Source organism: Streptomyces albiflavescens, assembly GCF_014645835.1.
GTDB lineage: Bacteria > Actinomycetota > Actinomycetes > Streptomycetales > Streptomycetaceae > Streptomyces > Streptomyces albiflavescens.
Window position 1 is genome coordinate 527,496 of record NZ_BMMM01000003.1, and the last position, 18,063, is coordinate 545,558.

Sequence of the window (18,063 nt, forward strand, 5' to 3'; positions counted from 1 at the left end):
CTCCTTGATCGTACGTTCGGTGGATGCCGCTAGCATCCGGCGTATGGAACCGCAGCTGTCGCACCGTGTCGGCGACGGGGTCGCCACCGTCGTCATCCGCCACCCGGCCAAGCGCAACGCCATGACGGCGGACATGTGGAGGGCGCTGCCGCCCCTGCTCGACGAGTTGACCGCCGACGCCGATGTACACGCGCTGGTGCTCACCGGCGAGGGCGAGACGTTCTGTGCCGGGGCCGACATCTCGACGCTGCGGGGCTCCCCGGACGAGGCACAGGGCCTCGCCGTGCTCGCCGAGGAAGCGCTCGCCGCGTTCCCGAAGCCGACTCTGGCCGCGATTCGCGGGTACTGCGTGGGCGGCGGGTCCCAGCTCGCGGCGGCCTGCGATCTGCGGTTCGCGGAGGAGGGGGCGCTGTTCGGGGTGACCCCGGCGAAGCTGGGGATCGTCTACCCGGCCTCCTCCACCCGGCGGCTGATGTCGCTGGTGGGGCCTGCCACCGCCAAGTACCTGCTGTTCTCGGGCGAGTTGATCGACGCGGAGCGGGCGCTGCGCACGGGTCTGGTCGACGAGGTGCTGCCCGTGGCCGCGCTCGACAAGCGCGTCGCGGAGTTCACGCGTGTACTGACCTCGCGCTCGCTGCTGACCCAGGCGGCGGCCAAGGAGTTCGCGAACGGGCGCACGGACCGGGACGCGCACTGGGCGGAGCAGGCGCGGGGCAGCGGCGACACCGCGGAGGGGGTCGCCGCCTTCCTGGAGCGCCGGCAGCCGCGCTTCACATGGATGCCGTGAGCGTGCGGCGGGACTACGTCAGGATGAAACGGCTCTTCGTGCGGAACTCCTCGACGAGGTGCGCGGGCGCCTTCTCCGGTGAGCCGGCGTCGTAGGGCGGCTGCGGGTCGTACTCGGTCAGCAGTTGTACGGCCTGGGCGTGTTCGTCACCCGCGATCCGCCCGAGCAGGGCGAGCCCCATGTCGATTCCGGACGAGACGCCGGCCGCGGTCACGTACTTTCCGTCGAACACGACCCGCTGCCCGGTGGGCTGGGCACCGTATTCCCTGAGGAGGTCGAGGGCCAGCCAGTGGGAGGTGGCACGGCGGCCGTCGAGGAGCCCCGCGGCGGCGAGCAGCAGCGAACCGGTGCACACCGAAGTCGTCCAGGTACTGGTCTCGTCGGCGGCCCGCAGCCAGTCGAGGAGGACCTCGTCCTCCATCAGGGCGAACTGTCCCGGGCCGCCCGGGACCACCACGACGTCCGGGTGCGGTACCTCGGCGAAGGCCTTGTCGGCCATCAGTGCCAGGTTGCCGGTATCGGTACGGACGGGGCCGGTGCGCTCGGCGACGAAGACGGTCTCCGCGTCGGGCACACGGCCGAGTGTCTCGTACGGGCCGACGGCGTCCAGGGCGGTGAAGCGGTCGTAGAGGACGATGGCGATCTGCATCGGGGTTCCTTTCCATGGGTCGGCGCCGGTCAATGGGTCGGCGCCGGCCGGAAACGGCGGCGGTACTCGGCAGGTGCCGAGCCGAGGGTCTTCACGAAGGCGCGGCGCATCGCCTCGGGCGTGCCGTAGCCGGCCGCACGGGAGATCTCCTCGATGCCGTCGGCGGTGTCCTCCAGGAGGCGCCGGGCGTGTTCGAGGCGGACCCGCTCGACGTACCGGCCGGGAGTCATGCCGGTCTCGGTCCGGAAGGCGCGGGCGAAGTGCCGGGGCGAGAGGCGGGCACGGGCGGAGAGCGACTCGACACTCAGGTCGTCGTCGGGGTGCTCGGTGATCCATTGCTGGACCTCGCGCAGCGGTTCGCGCTGCGCGGTCTGGGCGGCCAGTTGGGCGCTGAACTGGGCCTGGTTGCCCGGGCGCCTGAGGAAGACGACCAGGTGACGGGCGATGGCGAGGGCGGCGTCGCGCCCCAGGTCCTCCTCGACGAGCGCCAGGGCCAGGTCGATTCCCGAGGTGACGCCGGCCGAGGTGAACACCTGGCCGTCGCGGACGTAGATGGGGTCCGGGTCGACCTGGATCGCCGGGTGATCGCGGGCGAGCTTGTCGCAGTAGGCCCAGTGGGTCGTGGCGCGACGACCGTCCAGGAGGCCGGCTCCGGCGAGCAGGAGGGCACCGGTGCAGACGGAGACCAGGCGCTCGGCGCGCGGACCGTGCTCGCGCAGCCAGTCGGTCACACGGGGGTCGGGGCGGCGGGTGCCGGCACCGCCCGGGACCAGCAGGGTGTGCGGGGCGGGCGCGTCGGCGAACGAGTGGTCCGGGACGAGGGCGAGGCCGCTGGACGTACGCACCGGTGTGCCGTCCGGGGAGGCGGTGCGGATGCGGTACGAACCGTCGCGGTAGTTCTCGGCGCCGGCGAAGACTTCCACAGGGCCTGTGACATCGAGGCTCTGCACGGCGTCGAAGAGGACGACCAGGACGGTTCGCATGTCTTTGATTCTTGGCTTCCGGGGTGATGGCCGCAATGACGGGCACCCCTCCTTTCCTGCCATCCCCGACTGCGCCGTTCCCTGCGTACCGACCAGTCGGTAATGTGCCGGGCATGACCACTCCACTGCCGGAGCGCGCCGGGCGGCGCTGCCACAACGTCCTCAACCCGCTGCACTCGACGCACTACTTCTCGCCCGATCTGGGGCGGGAGCTCGCCGCGGTCGGGATCGAGGACAGCAGGGCCGCGTACTTCGCCGTCCGGGCCGCGGCGATGGGCGCGGTGGGCCCGGGCACGGTGACCGCGACGTTCTACAACTTCCGCCACGAGCTGGTGGCGAAGCACGTACCCGAGGTGTGGCGGGCGGCCTCCCCGGAGGCCGTGCTCGCGGCACGCGCGCGTGCCGTCGACGCGACGCTGCGCCGGCTGCTCGGCGAGGACCTCATCGGCTCCAAGGAGGTGGCCGAGGCGGCGGAACTCGCGCTGCGCGCGGCCGAGGCCTGCACCAGGACCGCGCGACCGCTGTATGCCGCCCACGCGGACCTGCCGGTGCCCGACGCGCCGCATCTCGCGCTCTGGCACGCGGCCACCCTGCTGCGTGAGCACCGCGGCGACGGCCACCTCGCGGTGCTGCTCGACGTGGAACTCGACCCGGTGGAGGCCCTGGTGAGCCACACCGCGACCGGCAAGGGCATGGCCCCGAAGTGGGCGCTGGGCACGCGCGGCTGGTCCCGGGAGCACTGGGAGGCGGCGGTCGCGCGGCTGCGGGAGCGCGGACTGCTCGACGCCGAGGGCGAGTTGACCGAGGCGGGTGTGGCCCTGCGCAGCGAGATCGAGGCACGGACGGACCGGCTGGACCGCGCCCCGTACGAGCATCTGGGCGCCGCAGGCGTCGAACGGCTCACCGAGCTGGCCAAGGGCGTCCTCATGACGGCGCTCGCCGCCGGCGCGTTCCCCGAGGGCATGACCGGCAAGGGTTGACACGGCCGATCGGTGCCCTGATCCCCCGTTGTCGGTGCCACCTGCCACAATTGCCGCGCAACCTCAGTGGAGAAGGCGGTACGGGATCGTGACGACACCCCTCGTAGGGTCCATCGAAGGCAGGATCGCCGAGGAGCTCGGCGTACGGGAGCGGCAGGTCAAGGCCGCCGTCGACTTGCTCGACGGCGGTTCGACGGTGCCCTTCATCGCCCGCTACCGCAAGGAAGCGACCGAGATGCTCGACGATGCGCAGCTGCGCACCATCGAGGAGCGGCTGCGCTATCTGCGGGAGCTGGAGGAGCGGCGCGCCGCGATCCTCGACTCGGTGCGCGAGCAGGGCAAGCTCACCGCCGAGGTCGAGGCACAGATCAGGGGCGCCGAGACGAAGGCGCGTCTCGAGGACATCTATCTGCCGTTCAAGCCGAAGCGGCGCACGAAGGCGCAGATCGCGCGCGAGGCGGGCCTGGAGCCGCTGGCCGAGGGCCTGCTCGGCGACCCGTCGGTCGACCCGCTCGCCGCGGCGGCGGCCTTCGTCGACGCCGACAAGGGTGTCGCCGATCCGCAGGCCGCTCTGGACGGCGCCCGGTCGATCCTCACCGAGCGGTTCTCGGAGGACGCCGACCTGATCGGCGAGCTGCGCGAGCGCATGTGGGTGCGGGGGCGACTCGCCGCCAAGGTGCGGGACGGCAAGGAGGAGGCGGGCGCCAAGTTCGCTGACTACTTCGACTTCGCCGAGCCCTTCAAGGAACTGCCCTCGCACCGCATCCTCGCCATGCTGCGCGGCGAGAAGGAGGAGGTCCTCGACCTCGTCCTGGAGCCCGAGGAGCCTTCCGAGCAGCCGGGGCCGTCCTCGTACGAGGGGATCGTCGCCCACCGGTTCGCCATCGCCGACCGCGGCCGCCCTGCCGACAAGTGGCTCACCGACACCGTCCGTTGGGCCTGGCGGACCCGGATTCTCGTGCACCTCGGCATCGATCTGCGGCTGCGGCTGCGGACGGCGGCCGAGGACGAGGCGGTGAACGTCTTCGCGGCCAACCTGCGCGACCTGCTGCTCGCCGCTCCGGCGGGCACCCGCGCGACGCTGGGCCTGGACCCCGGATTCCGTACCGGTGTGAAGGTCGCCGTGGTCGACGCGACCGGCAAGGTCGTCGCGACGGACGTCATCTACCCGCACGTCCCGGCCAACAAGTGGGACGAGGCGATCGCCAAGCTCGCGCGGCTCGCCAAGGAGCACGAGGTCGAGCTGATCGCCATCGGCAACGGCACGGCGTCCCGCGAGACGGACAAGCTCGCCGGTGAACTCATCACCAAGCACCCCGAGCTGAAGCTCACCAAGGTGATGGTCTCCGAGGCGGGGGCGTCCGTGTACTCGGCGTCCGCGTTCGCCTCGCAGGAGCTGCCCGACATGGACGTGTCGCTGCGTGGCGCCGTCTCCATCGCGCGCCGGCTCCAGGACCCGCTCGCCGAGCTGGTCAAGATCGACCCGAAGTCCATCGGCGTCGGGCAGTACCAGCACGACCTGTCCGAGGTGAAGCTGTCCCGGTCGCTGGACGCGGTGGTCGAGGACTGTGTGAACGGCGTGGGCGTGGACGTGAACACGGCGTCGGCGCCGCTGCTGGCCCGGGTCTCCGGGATCACCTCCGGGCTCGCGGAGAACATCGTGGCGCACCGCGACGCGAACGGGCCCTTCCGGTCGCGGACGGCCCTCAAGAGCGTGGCCCGGCTCGGCCCGAAGGCGTACGAGCAGTGCGCGGGCTTCCTGCGGATCCGGGGCGGCGATGACCCGCTGGACGCGTCCAGCGTGCACCCCGAGGCGTACCCCGTGGTGCGGCGGATGGTGAAGACGGCGGGGAGTGAGGTCGCCTCGCTGATCGGCAACACGGGTGTGCTGCGCTCGCTGCGGCCGGACGAGTTCGTCGACGAGACGTTCGGTCTGCCGACCGTCACGGACATCCTGAGGGAGCTGGAGAAGCCCGGGCGCGACCCGCGGCCCGCTTTCAAGACGGCCACCTTCAAGGAGGGCGTCGAGAAGATCTCCGACCTGGCCTCCGGGATGGTGCTGGAGGGGGTCGTCACGAATGTCGCCGCGTTCGGGGCCTTCGTGGACGTCGGCGTTCACCAGGACGGGCTTGTGCATGTCTCCGCGATGTCCAAGACCTTCGTCAAGGATCCGCGGGACGTGGTGAAGCCCGGGGACATCGTCAAGGTGAAGGTGCTGGACATCGACATTCCGCGGAAGCGGATTTCGCTGACGCTGCGGCTCGATGACGAGGCCGCGCCTCAGGGGGAGCAGCAGGGCGGGGGGCGGCCCCAGCGTGGGGGGCGTCCGCCGCAGCAGCGGGGCCAGCAGCAACGGGGCCAGCAGCAACGCCAAGGGCGCGGGGGCGCCGGGGGCGGTTCGCGGCAGGCCGCGCCGCCGCCGGCGAACAGTGCCATGGCGGATGCGCTCCGGCGGGCCGGGTTGGTGGACCCCAAGCGGGGGCGGGGCTGACGCTCTGGCGTCCGGTGCCGGGGCCCTGGTGACAGGGCGCCCGGCTCCGGGGCCGAACTTGGGGTGGGTGCGCTTACCGGCGCTTGCAGGGTGCCGCTGCGCCCACCCGTGCCGCCCTTAGCGGCACGCATGCCCGCAGCTACGACGGCTGGGCAGCCGGGTCCGCGGCACGCATGCCCGCAGCTGTGGCGACTGCGCCCCGCGCGGAAGGCGTCAGCGCTCCGTCACCTTGCCGGCCGCGACCTCCAGGCGGCGTGTCGTGTGGACCGCGTCGAGCATGCGGCGGTCGTGGGTGACGAGGAGGAGGGTGCCCTCGTAGGAGTCCAGGGCCGATTCCAGTTGCTCGATGGCGGGAAGGTCGAGGTGGTTGGTCGGCTCGTCGAGGACCAGGAGGTTGACGCCTCGGCCCTGCAACAGGGCCAGTGCCGAGCGGGTGCGTTCGCCCGGGGAGAGGGTCGCCGCGGGGCGCAGGACGTGGTCGGACTTCAGGCCGAACTTGGCCAGCAGGGTGCGGACTTCGGCTGGTTCCGTGTCCGGGACCGCCGCGCAGAACGCGTCCAGCAAGGACTCCGAGCCGAGGAAGAGCTTGCGGGCCTGGTCGACCTCGCCGACGATCACGCCCGAGCCGAGGGTGGCGTGGCCCGCGTCCAAGGAGACCCGGCCCAGCAGGGCGCCGAGCAGTGTCGACTTGCCCGCGCCGTTCACTCCGGTGACCGCGACCCGGTCCGCCCAGTCGATCTGCAGTGTCGCCGGGCCGAAGGTGTACTCGCCGCGCCGCACCTCCGCGTCGCGCAGCGTGGCGACGACCGCGCCGGACCGCGGGGCCGCCGCGATCTCCATGCGCAGCTCCCACTCCTTGCGCGGCTCCTCGACGACATCGAGGCGCTCGATCATGCGCTGGGTCTGCCGGGCCTTCGCGGCCTGCTTCTCGCTGGCCTCGCTGCGGAACTTGCGGCCGATCTTGTCGTTGTCGTTGCCGGCCTTACGCCGGGCGTTCTTGACGCCCTTGTCCATCCAGGAGCGCTGCATCTGGGCCCGGCCTTCGAGCGCGGACCGCTTGTCGGCGTACTCCTCGTAGTCCTCTCGGGCGTGCCGGCGGGCCATGTCCCGCTCCTCCAGATAGGCCTCGTATCCACCGCCGTACAGCGTGATCTGCTGCTGCGCGAGGTCCAGTTCGAGCACCTTGGTGACCGTGCGGGCCAGGAACTCGCGGTCGTGGCTGACGACGACCGTCCCGGCGCGCAGACCGCTCACGAAGCGCTCAAGGCGTTCCAGGCCGTCGAGGTCCAGGTCGTTCGTCGGCTCGTCGAGCAGGAACACGTCGTAGCGGGACAGGAGGAGGGAAGCCAGTCCCGCGCGAGCCGCCTGGCCGCCGGACAGGGACGTCATCGGCTGGTCCAGGTCGACGCCGAGTCCCAGGGAGTCGGCGACCTCCTCCGCGCGCTCGTCGAGGTCGGCGCCGCCGAGGTCGAGCCACCGCTCCAGGCTGGTGGCGTACGCGTCGTCCGCGCCGGGTGCTCCGTCGACCAGTGCCTGTGTTGCCTCGTCCATCACCCGCTGGGCCTCGGCGACGCCCGTGCGACGCGCGAGGAACTCGCGAACCGTCTCGCCCTCCCGCCGCTCGGGCTCCTGTGGCAGATGCCCGACGGTCGCGGACGGCGGGGACAGCCGCAGCTCCCCCTGCTCCGGCGTGAGGAGACCGGCGAGCAGCCGCAGCAGCGTGGACTTGCCCGCGCCATTGGCACCGACGAGCCCGATCACATCGCCGGGCGCGACGACGAGGTCGAGCCCGGAGAAGAGCGAGCGGTCGCCGTGTCCGGCGGCGAGGTTCTTGGCGACGAGAGTGGCAGTCATCAGGAGGCCGATCCTAACGGCCCGGCCTCGGGACCCGCGCCAGGGTTTTCAGCGGCCCGCCTGTCCGTTGTCAGTGGTCCGCCCGACCGCACTCAGCAGTCCGCCCGACCGCACTCAGCAGTTCGCCCGTCCGTTCTCAGCGGCCCCCCTGTCCGTTGGCCATCGCTTCCACCAGCACGCTGCCCGAGGTCCGCGCCACGATGAACGCCTCGCCCTTCACCGCCCTGGCGTCCAGCGCGACCCGGTGCCGCCCCGTCTCCAGGATCCCGTCGAAGACCTCGTGCGTGTGGGTGCGGGAGAGGCGGTCAAGGCGGTACGCGGTCAACTGGACACGGCATGTGGAGGTGACCTCGATGCCCGCCTCGCCGTCGGCGGCCACGAGGCGTGTGAGACGGCGCAGCTCCTGCGGGCTGCGGTCCAGGGCGTGCTCGATCTGGGCGACCAGGAGCGGAATGATCGGGGCGAGGCCCTCGACGTACGCGATGTCGACGCCCGCCCGCTGGAAGGACTGGCGCACGGCCGCACGTTCGTCCTCGCCGACGGCCCGGCCGAAGACCACCGCGCCGTACGTACGGAGTTCGTCGGCCGGGACGTCCGTGGCGTCGCGGGTGATGTCGGTGCCGATGCCGATGGTGCGCAGGGCGGCGGCGAGCTTGGCGAGCAGCGCGACGCGGGCGCCGATCAGAAGGACGCGGCGGCGTGGTTCCGAGTCGGCGTCGAGGAGCGAGTTGAGCGCGCTGCGGTACTCGGCGCCACGGAAGCGGAAGGGCCCTATCCCGTGGTAGCCGTTGCGCTCCAGGTCGGCTCGTTCATCGGTCTGCCAGGCGAAGTCGCGCCACACATAATCGTCCCCTTCCTTCTCGATGACGGCGGTGACGGCACCGCATTCGAGACTCGCGCACTCCGGGCAGCCGTAGATGACGTACCGGCCGCCGTCGAGCGGGGCGTCGGCCTCCAGCAGAAGGCTGCGCACCTGGGCGGTGAAGATCGCGGGCGGCACGTCGGAAGCGAGCGGGGACACCGCGTCGAGGTCGGAGAGCTGGAACAGCAGCGGGCGACCGTCGACGATGAAGTCCACGAAATCCCGGTGCACTTGGTAGTCACCGTTGGCGAGGACTCCACCGGCACGCATCGCCGGTGCCAGGCCGAAGGTCGCATACTCGGCAGACATGCTGTGAGTATCCCCAGACTGAGAGTGATGTGAGCACGGCATGACAGATTCCGTTAACGTCCCCGCGTGAAGAACACTCGCAGCGGTGAAGTGATCGTGGTCGGCAGCGGTGTCATCGGCCTGACGACGGCCGTTGCCCTGGCCGAAAACGGCACGCGGGTACGGGTGTGGGCACGAGACCCCGCCGAGCGGACCACCTCGGCGGTTGCGGGCGCGCTGTGGTGGCCGTATCGCATCGAGCCGAAGGCTCTCGCTCGCGCGTGGGCCCTCCAATCACTCTCCGTGTACGAGGAGTTGGCGGGGCAGGCCGAAGAGACCGGCGTACGCATGGTCGAGGGCGTACTGGGCGAGTCGCGGCTGGACGAGCAGCTCTCGTGGGTCGCCGGCCGCGTGCCGGGACTGCGGGCGGCGACGGCCGAGGAGTACGCGGGGACGGCGCTGTGGGCGCGGCTGCCGCTGCTCGACATGCCGGCGCATCTGCGCTGGCTGCGCGAGCGGCTCCTGCGGGCGAGGGGGACGATCGAGGCGCGCTCGGTGGCGGATCTCGCGGAGGCCGAGGCACCGATCGTCGTCAACTGCACAGGCCTCGGCGCTCACGAGCTCGTACCCGATCCGACCGTGCGGCCCGTGCGCGGGCAGCTCGTCATCGTCGAGAACCCCGGTATCCGCACCTGGCTCGTCTCGACGGACGCGAACGCCGGGACGACCACGTACCTCTTCCCGCAGCCGGACCGGCTGGTCCTGGGCGGCACCACCGACGAGGACGACTGGTCACTGACGCCCGACCCGGTCGTGGCGCAGGAGATCGTCGAGCGGTGCGCCGCGCTGCGTCCCGAGATCGCCGGCGCGCGCGTGCTCGACCACCGGGTGGGTCTGCGGCCGGTGCGCGACTCGGTCCGGCTGGAGCGTGAGGTGCTGCCGGACGGGCGGGTGGTGGTGCACAACTACGGTCATGGCGGTGCGGGCGTCACGGTGGCGTGGGGGTGCGCACGAGAGGCGGCCGGGCTCACACACCCGACCGCCTCCGCCTGAGGACCCGAGAACCCCAGGACCTGAGGACCGTCCTCAGCAGGCCGTCTCCGGCTCTGCGGCCGTGAGGTGGTACGGCGCACGCTCGTCGAGGAGCAAGGGGACGAGGGCGCGCAGGGACTGCCGCAGCGGTACGAGGACGCCGTCGCCGTCGCCGTCCGGTCGTACGCGCACGCCGTGCAGGCCGAGTTCGTCGCGCACGTCCGCGTACTGGTCGGCCGTGAGCCGGTAGCCGCAGGGCGGGTCCTGGATCACCTCGGCGGGTTCGGCCGGGTCGTTGTCGGCGCCGCCGAGGTAGACCGGGCCGGTGTCCCGGTAACCCGCGAGCCGGGCCGCGCCGGTGGCCGCGGCGACATGTGCGCCGCGCTCCCCGGTGAAGCGGAACAGGCCGCCGAGCGCGGCCAGTTGGGAATGTACCCGGCGCCTGTTGTTCAAGGAGTTGTCGGCCCGCTCCGCATCCGTGACGGCGTCGACTCGGCTCTCGATGAGCAGGCCGACGGAGTGCTTCACTCCCGACATGTTCCGCAGGATGCGCTCCTGCCCGTCACCGGCGGTCTGTTTGATCGGGTCGCCGGTCACAGGGTCCGTCCAGATGCCGTACGTGCCTGTCGAGTACCCCCCCTCCTGGGCGGCGGGCCGTACGTAGTCCCGCGACAGGGTCTGCGCCTCGTCGTGCACGGCCGCGTCCGTGTTGAGGTTGCGCGGCCAGAGATCGAAGAGATCCTTGTCGTAGTACTTGGGCGTGGCCCCGTACTCGTGCAGGTCGTAGACGACATCGGGCCTGTGGTCGCGCAGGACGGCCGCCATGGCGCGGGCCTCGGCCGTCTTGAGGGCGAGGTGGTCGCGGTTGATGTCGACACCGTCGCTGTTCCCGCGGGTGTCCGCGGCGCGGCCGTCGGGGTTGGCGGTGGGGACGACGAGCACGCTGGTGCTGCGCAGGAATCGCCGGGTGCGCTCGTCCTTCGCGTAGGCCAGGTCGCGGATCGTCGTGAGGCAGGCCTCGCGCCCGGACGGCTCGTCGCCGTGCTGGCTGCACACGAGGAGCACAGTGGTGGCTGTGCGACGGGTGCCGATCCGGACGAGCTGGAGCGGGCGGCCCTGCTTCGTGGTACCGATCCTGGACACGGCCATGCGGTCGCTCGTCCTGTCGACGGCGGCCAGGAAGTCCTGCTCCTCCGGTTGGCTGGTCCAGCGCGCGCCGTCGGTCTGCTCGAACCCGGTACGCGGCGGGGTCTCCGTCGCGTACGCGGGTGCCGTCAGCAGGGGCGCGGCCAGGGCCGTGGCGGTGACCGCCACGGCCAGGGCGCGGATGTTTACGTGGATCAACGGGTCTCCCCCGGGACTCGACGGGCGGCGCGCGGCTCCTGTACGCCGTCGAGGACGGCCGCGCTCGTCGTCGTCGCGGAACCTGCCGTCGCCCTGGTGAAGGCGTCGGCACCGCCGACCAGCGGGACGCGGGCCGACGTACGGGACAGGTCGAGCGTCAGGGTCGGCGTGCTGGACGGCGGGTCGATGAGGTCCTTGTCGGTGCCCGCGACGATCAGCGCGAGCCGGTGGCCCTTGGGGACGACATGGTCGGTGGCCGCCAGGTCGAGCGTGATGGTGTACGCCTTGCCCGGGGTGAGCGGGACGCCCTTGAGGTCGGAGGCGTAGTTGCCGAGGTCGGCCCAGCCGCGGCTGAAGACCGTGTAGTCGACGTCGGCCTTGTTCGCCTGCGTCGCCTTGAAGCAGGGGCTGTCGCCGGTCGTGCTCGCGCCCCAGCAGGTGCGGTCGCTGAGCGTGGTGATGCCCTCGCCGGCCGCGTTGTAGTCGCGGATGGTGTCCGGGCCCAGGTCGACGAGCACGGCGGAGAGATGGGCCGTCGAGGTCGTCGGGGTGGCGGTGACGGTCACCTTGGACGAGCCGGACAGGCGGAGGTCGTGCGTGAGCGGCTTGCTGACGAAGCCCGCCTTGTCGGGGGTCGACCGGTCGATGTGCGCGGCCCAGTCGGTCTCGCTCAGCGCCGGGTTGTCGGTGAACGTCTCGGTTCCGGCGTTCGTCCGCAGGCCGAGGGTGCCGACGCCCGCCTGGGTGCCCCTGCCCGGCCGGAGGGTCGTCGTCTCGGTGGCGCGGGGCGGCCAGACGCTGGAGGTGACCCACTGGTCGGGGTGGCGCTCGATGTCGGCCATGGGCTCGTCGTCGATGCCGTTGTCGTAGCCGAGGAGTTCGTGGTCGAACCAGCGGTGCAGGGTGTCGACCCAGGTGGCGCGGCGGAAGTCGAAGGGGTCGACGTGTCCGGTCTGGGAGAGCCAGATCTTGCGCTCGACGCCGTTCTTGGCCAGTGCGTTCCACCACTGGCCGAAGTGCTTGGTGCGGACGTTGAGGTCCTGCATGCCGTGGATCAGGAAGACACTGGCCTTGACCTTGCTCGCGTCCTTCACGTAGTCGCGCTCGGTCCACAGGTCGGTCCAGTCGCCGGTGCGCGGCGCCTGGTCGACGAGCTTCTGCTGGACCGCGGCGCACTTGGTGCGGGCGTCGGGGCTGTCGACGTAGTTGGAGAGCCAGTCGGGGCCGGAGTCGTAGAGCGGGGCGCCCTTGGCGAAGTAGTAGTCGTACCAGGAGGAGATGGCGCTGATGGGCACGATGGTCTTGAGGCCCTTGACGCCGGTGGCGGCCACACCGTTGGCGATGGTGCCGTCCCAACTCTTGCCGATCATGCCGGTCCTGCCGTTGGTCCAGGTGGCCTTGGCCGTGGCGGTGCCGGTGCGGGTGGTGTAGCCGCGAGCGCGTCCGTTGAGCCAGTCGATCACGGCCTTCGCGGACTGGATGTCGGAGCGGCCGCCGACGTCCACGCAGCCGTCGGAGCGGTTGGTGCCGGCCAGGTCTACGCCGACGAAGGCGTAGCCGCGCGGCACGAAGTAGTTGTCGTAGAACAGCGGCATCTGGACGACGTTGCCGTTCGCGTCGTACGTCTTCTTCTGGCTCTCGTTGCCGCGTCCGCAGCAGGAGTAGTACGGACTGGCGTCCATGATCACGGGTATCTTGCGGCCCTGCCGGGCGAGTTCGCGGGGCCGGACGATGTCGACGGCGACGCGGTCGGTCCTTCCGTCGCTGTCGCCGTCGAGGCCGGTGTCCACCCAGACGGATTCACGGATCGCGTTCTCGTACGAATAGACCGGGGTGCTCTCCCGTGGGGCGCTGTGTGCAGCGGCGGGGGCGAGGAAGGCGGCCATCAGGGCGGCCGTGGCCGCCGTCGCGAGCGATCTCCAGGTCGTGAAGCGCATGCGGCGCGCTGGTATCGGCATGCGCGGAACGTACCCCGGTCAACTCGTGTGCAAAAGGGGGCCGGTGACGGTCCGAAAGGCACGCGGGGCGCAAGGGCCGCGGTCGGATGTGAAAGGTCCGTGCGGCGCGATCGCTCATGTCGGCCGAATGGCGATCGTGTGACAGGGGCGGCCATGGACATGACCGGGGCCACAGGGACTGAATAGGCTCCGGACAGACTTCATGCCCCTACGACTTGGAGCTTGACGTGCACCGCAGACTCATCGCCCCGGGCGCGCTCGCGGCCTCCCTGCTGCTGGCGATCCCGGCATCGGCGGCCAGTTACTCTCCCGGGGCGCCGGGCATCGGCGACCCCTACTACCCGGCCTACGGCAACGGCGGATACGACGTCTCGCACTACGACCTGCGGCTCAAGTACCAGCCGCAGACGGACGAGTTGGAGGGCACGGCGACCCTCCTGGCCACGACCACGCAGGATCTGTCGCGGTTCGATCTGGACTTCCTGCTCGATGTGAGCGAGGTACGGGTCAACGGCGCGAAGGCGTCCTTCGCAACCTCCGGCCGGCACGAGCTGGAGATCACCCCGGCGAAGCCGCTGCCCAAGGGCACACCGATCACCGTCGTCGTCCGCTACAGCGGAGTGCCGTCGACGAAGAGCGCGTACGGCTTCTCGACCTGGCACCGCACTCCCGACGGGGCGGTCGCGGCGGACGAGCCCGAGGCCGCGTGGTGGTGGTACCCGAGCAATGACCATCCGCTCGACAAGGCCACGTACGACGTGTCGGTGGCCGTCCCCGACGGTACGCAGGCGATCTCCAACGGCACGCTCCAGTCGACGAGTTCGCGGCTCGGCTGGACCCGCTACAACTGGCGGTCCAACAAGCCGCAGGCCACGTATCTGACCACACTCGCGGTCGGCAGGTTCGACATCACGACCGGCACGTCGGAGGGCGGCGTCCCGGTCGTCAACGCCTACAGCAAGGACCTCGGCGACAACGACGGCGCGGCACGCGCCAGCGTGGAGCGGACCGGGGAGCTCGTCGACTGGCTGAGCGGCTACTTCGGGCCGTATCCCTTCAGCTCCGCCGGCGGCTACGTCCCCAACACCACCACCGGGTACGCGCTGGAGACGCAGACCCGCGTGTACTACAGCCCCAAGCAGTTCGCGAACGGTTCCAACACCTCTGTCGTCGTGCATGAGTTGGCGCATCAGTGGTACGGGGACGACGTGTCGTTGAAGGGCTGGAAGGACATCTGGATCAATGAAGGCTTCGCCCGCTACGCGCAGTGGCTGTGGTCGGAGCACGAGGGCGAGGGCACGGCACAGGAGCTCGCGGACTACGTGTACGCGTCCCACCCGGCCGACGACGCCTTCTGGACGGTCAAGCCCGGCGACCCCGGTCCTGACAACCAGTTCGACATCGCGGTGTACGACCGGGGGGCGCTGGCGGTCCAGGCGCTGCGCAACGAGGTCGGGGACGACGCGTTCTTCGCCATCCTGAAGGGGTGGCCCAAGGATCACGCGTACGGGAACGCGTCGGTCGGCGACTTCCAGAAGTATGCCGAGCAGGTGTCCGGCAAGCCGCTTGCCGCACTCTTCGACACCTGGCTGTTCCAGCCGACGAAGCCGGCCGCTCCGGCGGCACGGACCGTGTCGATCGCGAAGGCTTCGGCGGCTCCCGCGCAGCCGAAGTCGTGGAAGCGGATCGCGGCGACCAACGACCTTCACGCGGGCTGACCCGCGGGACAACTGCCGTGCGGCCCGGGGCACTTGACTCGGGCCGCAGGGCAGCCACTACGCCACCGGGCGAGGCGTACCGTGCGGCCTGTCGGTGATACCGCCGCGCGGCTGGTTCGCCGTCGCCGCCTCCGAGGCGGCCGCCCGCGTCAGGAGTTCGTCGCGGTGCAGGGCGGCGGTCTCCGTGGACGGAACCGTGCACGCATACGCCCCGGCCACCGCGCCGTACTGGGCGCAGCGTCGCGGCGGCTCGCCGTTCAGCCACCCGAAGAGGAAGGCCGCGGCGAAGGCATCGCCCGCGCCGTTGGAGTCGACCACCGGTGCGGGAGGTGTGACGGCCGGTATGTGGGTCAGCGCGCCGTCGGTCAGCAGGAACGCGCCGTCGGCCCCGGCCGTGGCGACGACCACCTCGGCCAGGCCGCGCTCGACGATGCCGCGCATGGTCCGCTCCGGGTCGGTCAAGGCGGCCGTGGACAGGAAGACCACGTCCGCCGCGAGAGCGAACGGTTCGTGGTACACGTTCTCGCCGTCCCAGTTGTGCAGGTCGGTCGAGAGGGTCACCCCGGCCTCGCGCAGCACGGGCAGGGCGAAGGCGCACGGGTGGGTGATGGACACGTGGGCATGGCGGCTCGACTCGGCCAGCTTCCGGACCACCGGCTCCGGCAACCGGTCGTCGGCGTGTGCGCGGCTCGTGTCGTACAGGGACAGCCGCCTGCCGTCGGGGCTGACGAGGTTGACCGCGCGCTTGGTGCCGGCAGGCTGCGGGACGGCGGTGAGCGCGATGCCCTTCTCACGGTGCAGGGCGCGGACCAGTTCGCCCTCGGGGTCGTCGCCGAGCATGTCGATGTGGTGGGTCCGCAGGCCGAGAGCGTTCAGCCCGAGGGCGACGAAGTCGCCGGTCTGCCCGGCGCGGGTGCGGATTCCTGGCTCGATCATGTAGCTGTCGGCGTACGGCAGCGGCAGCTCCGGCACGTACACGATGGTGTCCACGCCCGCCCCGCCGAGCACGAGGACGTCGGTGTCACGGCTCAACTCTGACCCTCCCCATGGTCGTAGACCGTGACCGCGATCCCCCGCCGCACGAGCCGCTCGCTGATCAGCGGTTCGACGCGGGACCACGTGCCGCCGGCCAGACCGCAGCCTATCCGGGGCATGTGGACGGAGGCGCCCAGTTCCAGCGCCTTGTCGGCAAGGCGGGCGAGGGCCGTATCGATCGCCTCGTAGCGCACGGGGACGCCCTTGCTGCCCGTCCGTATGCCCCGCTGCCCCACCAGGTTCGCCACCCACAGGTAACGCTCGACCTGGACGAACTGGGCCGCGCCCAGGCCGAAGTCATTGTGCGCGCGGTCCCGGTGCCAGGCGCGGTAGGCCTTCTCCGGCTCCGGCCAGCGGCGGGAGACCGCGCGTACGAAGCCCTTCCCCCATCCCCCGATGTCGTTGCAGACATGGGCGATCACCTTGACGCCCTTGACCGACGGAACGGTGGCGTCACCCCGGACATACGTGATCTCCGACATGACGCCACCGTAGGCGCTGCCACTGACAGTGGCCCGTGACCTGCTACTTCGTGAGCTCTCCCAGCTCCTGGTCCGCCGCCTTCGAGATCCGGCGGCGCAGCGCGAACCAACCGCCGACCAGCAGGGCCGCGATCACCGGGATGAGGAGCAGCGTCTTGCGGCCGACCTCGGGGTCGTTCCACATCAGGCCGAGCACGGCGAGCAGGAAGGCGATGGTGACGATCTCGGTGACCGGGCTGCCCGGGAGGCGGAACGACGGACGCGTCACCAGCCCTTCCTTGGCGCGGCGGACGAACACCAGGTGGCAGATCATGATGATCACCCAGGTGCTGATGATCCCGAGGGACGCCACGTTCAGGACGATCTCGAAGGCCTGGCTCGGCATGAGGTAATTGAGGCCGACGCCGAGCACGCACACCGCGCAGGTGAGCAGGATGCCGCCGTACGGGACCTGGCTGCGGTTCATCCTGGCGGTGAACTTGGGGGCCGAACCCGCCATGGCCATGGAGCGCAGGATGCGGCCGGTGGAGTACAGGCCGGAGTTCAGCGACGACATGGCGGCCGTCAGCACGACCAGGTTCATGACGTCACCGGCCGCCGGGACGCCGATCTTGGAGAGGACCGTGACGAAGGGGCTCTGGTCGGCCGAGTAGACCGAGCCGGGCAGGAGCAGGGCCAGCAGGACCACCGAGCCGACGTAGAACAGACCGACACGCCACATGATCGAGTTCACCGCGCGCGGGACGACCTTCTCCGGCTCGGCGGTCTCGCCCGCGGCGACACCGACCAGCTCCAGGGCGGCGTACGCGAAGATCACGCCCTGCATGACCAGGACGACCGGCATCATGCCGTGCGGAAGGATCCCGCCGTGGTCCGTGATGACGCTCAGGCCGGGCGTGGTCCCGCCGACCTCGTGCTGCGTGGCGAGCAGGAAGATGCCGATCAGCATGAAGCCGACGAGGGTGGCGACCTTGATGATCGCGAACCAGAATTCCATCTCGCCGAAGATCTTCACGGAGATCAGGTTCACGGCCAGGACCACCGCGAGGGCGATCAGGGCCAGCGTCCACTGCGGGATGTCGGTGAACAGGCTCCAGTAGTGCGTGTAGAGCGCGATCGCGGTGATGTCCGCGATTCCCGTCGTCGACCAGTTGAGGAAGTACATCCACCCGGCGACGTACGCGCCCTTCTCGCCGAGGAACTCGCGCGCGTACGACACGAAGGACCCGGAGGAGGGCCGGTAGAGGACCAGCTCGCCGAGGGCCCGTACGACGAAGAAGGCGAAGATTCCGCAGACAAGGTAGGCGATCGCCAGTGCGGGGCCCGCGTTGTGGAGGCGGCCGCCGGCTCCGAGGAAGAGTCCGGTGCCGATCGCGCCGCCGATCGCGATCATGTTGACGTGGCGGGCCTTGAGGTCCTTGCTGTAACCGGCGTCGCCCGCGTCCGCGGGCGTGCGGGTCGCATCGGCGCGGGATGCGGCCTTGGCCGTGTCTACGGCGTCCTTGCTCACGGGTGGATCTACTCTCTGGTGCGCCCGCCGCACTGCGTACGCGGGTGTCCGGATGCGTCTCGGCCCGTGTCGCCCTGACGCGGCACAGAC

Annotated in this window: 14 protein-coding genes; 5 read left to right on the top strand and 9 right to left on the bottom strand. The window is 70.9% G+C overall.

Features of this window, described 5'->3' with window-relative positions; all coding sequences use genetic code 11:
• Positions 1 to 43 precede the first annotated feature (43 nt).
• The gene (locus IEY95_RS11785; protein ID WP_189185889.1) at positions 44 to 787 is read left to right on the top strand and encodes an enoyl-CoA hydratase/isomerase family protein; all 744 of its coding nucleotides are present in this window, start codon (positions 44 to 46) and stop codon (positions 785 to 787) included.
• A gap of 13 nt (positions 788 to 800) precedes the next feature.
• Here the strand turns inward: IEY95_RS11785 and IEY95_RS11790 are convergent, their stop codons facing one another.
• Positions 801 to 1,436 carry a DJ-1/PfpI family protein gene (locus tag IEY95_RS11790; protein WP_189185890.1) on the bottom strand — a complete coding sequence of 212 codons (636 nt, stop codon included), beginning with the start codon at positions 1,434 to 1,436 and terminating at the stop codon, positions 801 to 803.
• A 29-nt stretch (positions 1,437 to 1,465) separates the two neighbouring features.
• Positions 1,466 to 2,419: a GlxA family transcriptional regulator gene (locus IEY95_RS11795; protein ID WP_189185891.1), complete on the bottom strand. Its 954-nt coding sequence runs from the start codon at positions 2,417 to 2,419 to the stop codon at positions 1,466 to 1,468.
• Between the two features lie 113 nt (positions 2,420 to 2,532).
• Between IEY95_RS11795 and IEY95_RS11800 the strand changes: the two genes are divergently transcribed.
• Both IEY95_RS11800 and IEY95_RS11805 read left to right on the top strand, forming a co-directional pair.
• A complete protein-coding gene (locus tag IEY95_RS11800) occupies positions 2,533 to 3,399 on the top strand; it encodes an SCO6745 family protein (RefSeq protein ID WP_189185892.1) in 867 nt (288 codons plus the stop codon).
• Positions 3,400 to 3,487: 88 nt separating this feature from the next.
• Positions 3,488 to 5,890: a Tex family protein gene (locus IEY95_RS11805; RefSeq protein WP_189185893.1), complete on the top strand. Its 2,403-nt coding sequence runs from the start codon at positions 3,488 to 3,490 to the stop codon at positions 5,888 to 5,890.
• Positions 5,891 to 6,103: 213 nt separating this feature from the next.
• Here the strand turns inward: IEY95_RS11805 and IEY95_RS11810 are convergent, their stop codons facing one another.
• The gene (locus IEY95_RS11810; RefSeq protein ID WP_189185894.1) at positions 6,104 to 7,744 is read right to left on the bottom strand and encodes an ABC-F family ATP-binding cassette domain-containing protein; all 1,641 of its coding nucleotides are present in this window, start codon (positions 7,742 to 7,744) and stop codon (positions 6,104 to 6,106) included.
• 136 nt (positions 7,745 to 7,880) lie between these two features.
• The gene (locus IEY95_RS11815; RefSeq protein ID WP_189185895.1) at positions 7,881 to 8,915 is read right to left on the bottom strand and encodes an oxidoreductase; all 1,035 of its coding nucleotides are present in this window, start codon (positions 8,913 to 8,915) and stop codon (positions 7,881 to 7,883) included.
• A gap of 66 nt (positions 8,916 to 8,981) precedes the next feature.
• Here IEY95_RS11815 and IEY95_RS11820 point away from each other — a divergent pair, with 66 nt between their 5' ends.
• Positions 8,982 to 9,947: an FAD-dependent oxidoreductase gene (locus IEY95_RS11820; RefSeq protein ID WP_189185896.1), complete on the top strand. Its 966-nt coding sequence runs from the start codon at positions 8,982 to 8,984 to the stop codon at positions 9,945 to 9,947.
• Positions 9,948 to 9,980: 33 nt separating this feature from the next.
• Here IEY95_RS11820 and IEY95_RS11825 read toward each other — a convergent pair whose 3' ends face one another.
• The gene (locus IEY95_RS11825; protein ID WP_229702843.1) at positions 9,981 to 11,267 is read right to left on the bottom strand and encodes a M14 family metallopeptidase; all 1,287 of its coding nucleotides are present in this window, start codon (positions 11,265 to 11,267) and stop codon (positions 9,981 to 9,983) included.
• Positions 11,267 to 13,228 (bottom strand): Xaa-Pro dipeptidyl-peptidase, encoded by a 1,962-nt coding sequence (locus tag IEY95_RS11830; protein ID WP_189185897.1) that lies wholly within the window; start codon positions 13,226 to 13,228, stop codon positions 11,267 to 11,269. The genes IEY95_RS11825 and IEY95_RS11830 overlap by 1 nt, the downstream gene beginning before the upstream one ends.
• A 227-nt stretch (positions 13,229 to 13,455) precedes the next feature.
• Here IEY95_RS11830 and IEY95_RS11835 point away from each other — a divergent pair, with 227 nt between their 5' ends.
• Positions 13,456 to 14,946: a M1 family metallopeptidase gene (locus tag IEY95_RS11835; RefSeq protein WP_189185898.1), complete on the top strand. Its 1,491-nt coding sequence runs from the start codon at positions 13,456 to 13,458 to the stop codon at positions 14,944 to 14,946.
• 57 nt (positions 14,947 to 15,003) lie between these two features.
• Here the strand turns inward: IEY95_RS11835 and IEY95_RS11840 are convergent, their stop codons facing one another.
• Genes IEY95_RS11840 through IEY95_RS11850 form a run of 3 tightly spaced genes read right to left on the bottom strand, consistent with a single transcriptional unit; the run spans position 15,004 to position 17,973 of the window.
• The gene (locus IEY95_RS11840) at positions 15,004 to 15,978 is read right to left on the bottom strand and encodes a PfkB family carbohydrate kinase (RefSeq protein WP_189185899.1); all 975 of its coding nucleotides are present in this window, start codon (positions 15,976 to 15,978) and stop codon (positions 15,004 to 15,006) included.
• The gene (locus IEY95_RS11845) at positions 15,975 to 16,463 is read right to left on the bottom strand and encodes a macro domain-containing protein (RefSeq protein WP_189185900.1); all 489 of its coding nucleotides are present in this window, start codon (positions 16,461 to 16,463) and stop codon (positions 15,975 to 15,977) included. Before IEY95_RS11845 ends, IEY95_RS11840 begins: the two co-directional genes overlap by 4 nt.
• 43 nt (positions 16,464 to 16,506) lie before the next feature.
• Complete coding sequence (locus tag IEY95_RS11850) at positions 16,507 to 17,973, bottom strand: amino acid permease (protein ID WP_189185901.1); 1,467 nt, start codon at positions 17,971 to 17,973, stop codon at positions 16,507 to 16,509.
• Between the last annotated feature and the right edge of the window lie 90 nt (positions 17,974 to 18,063).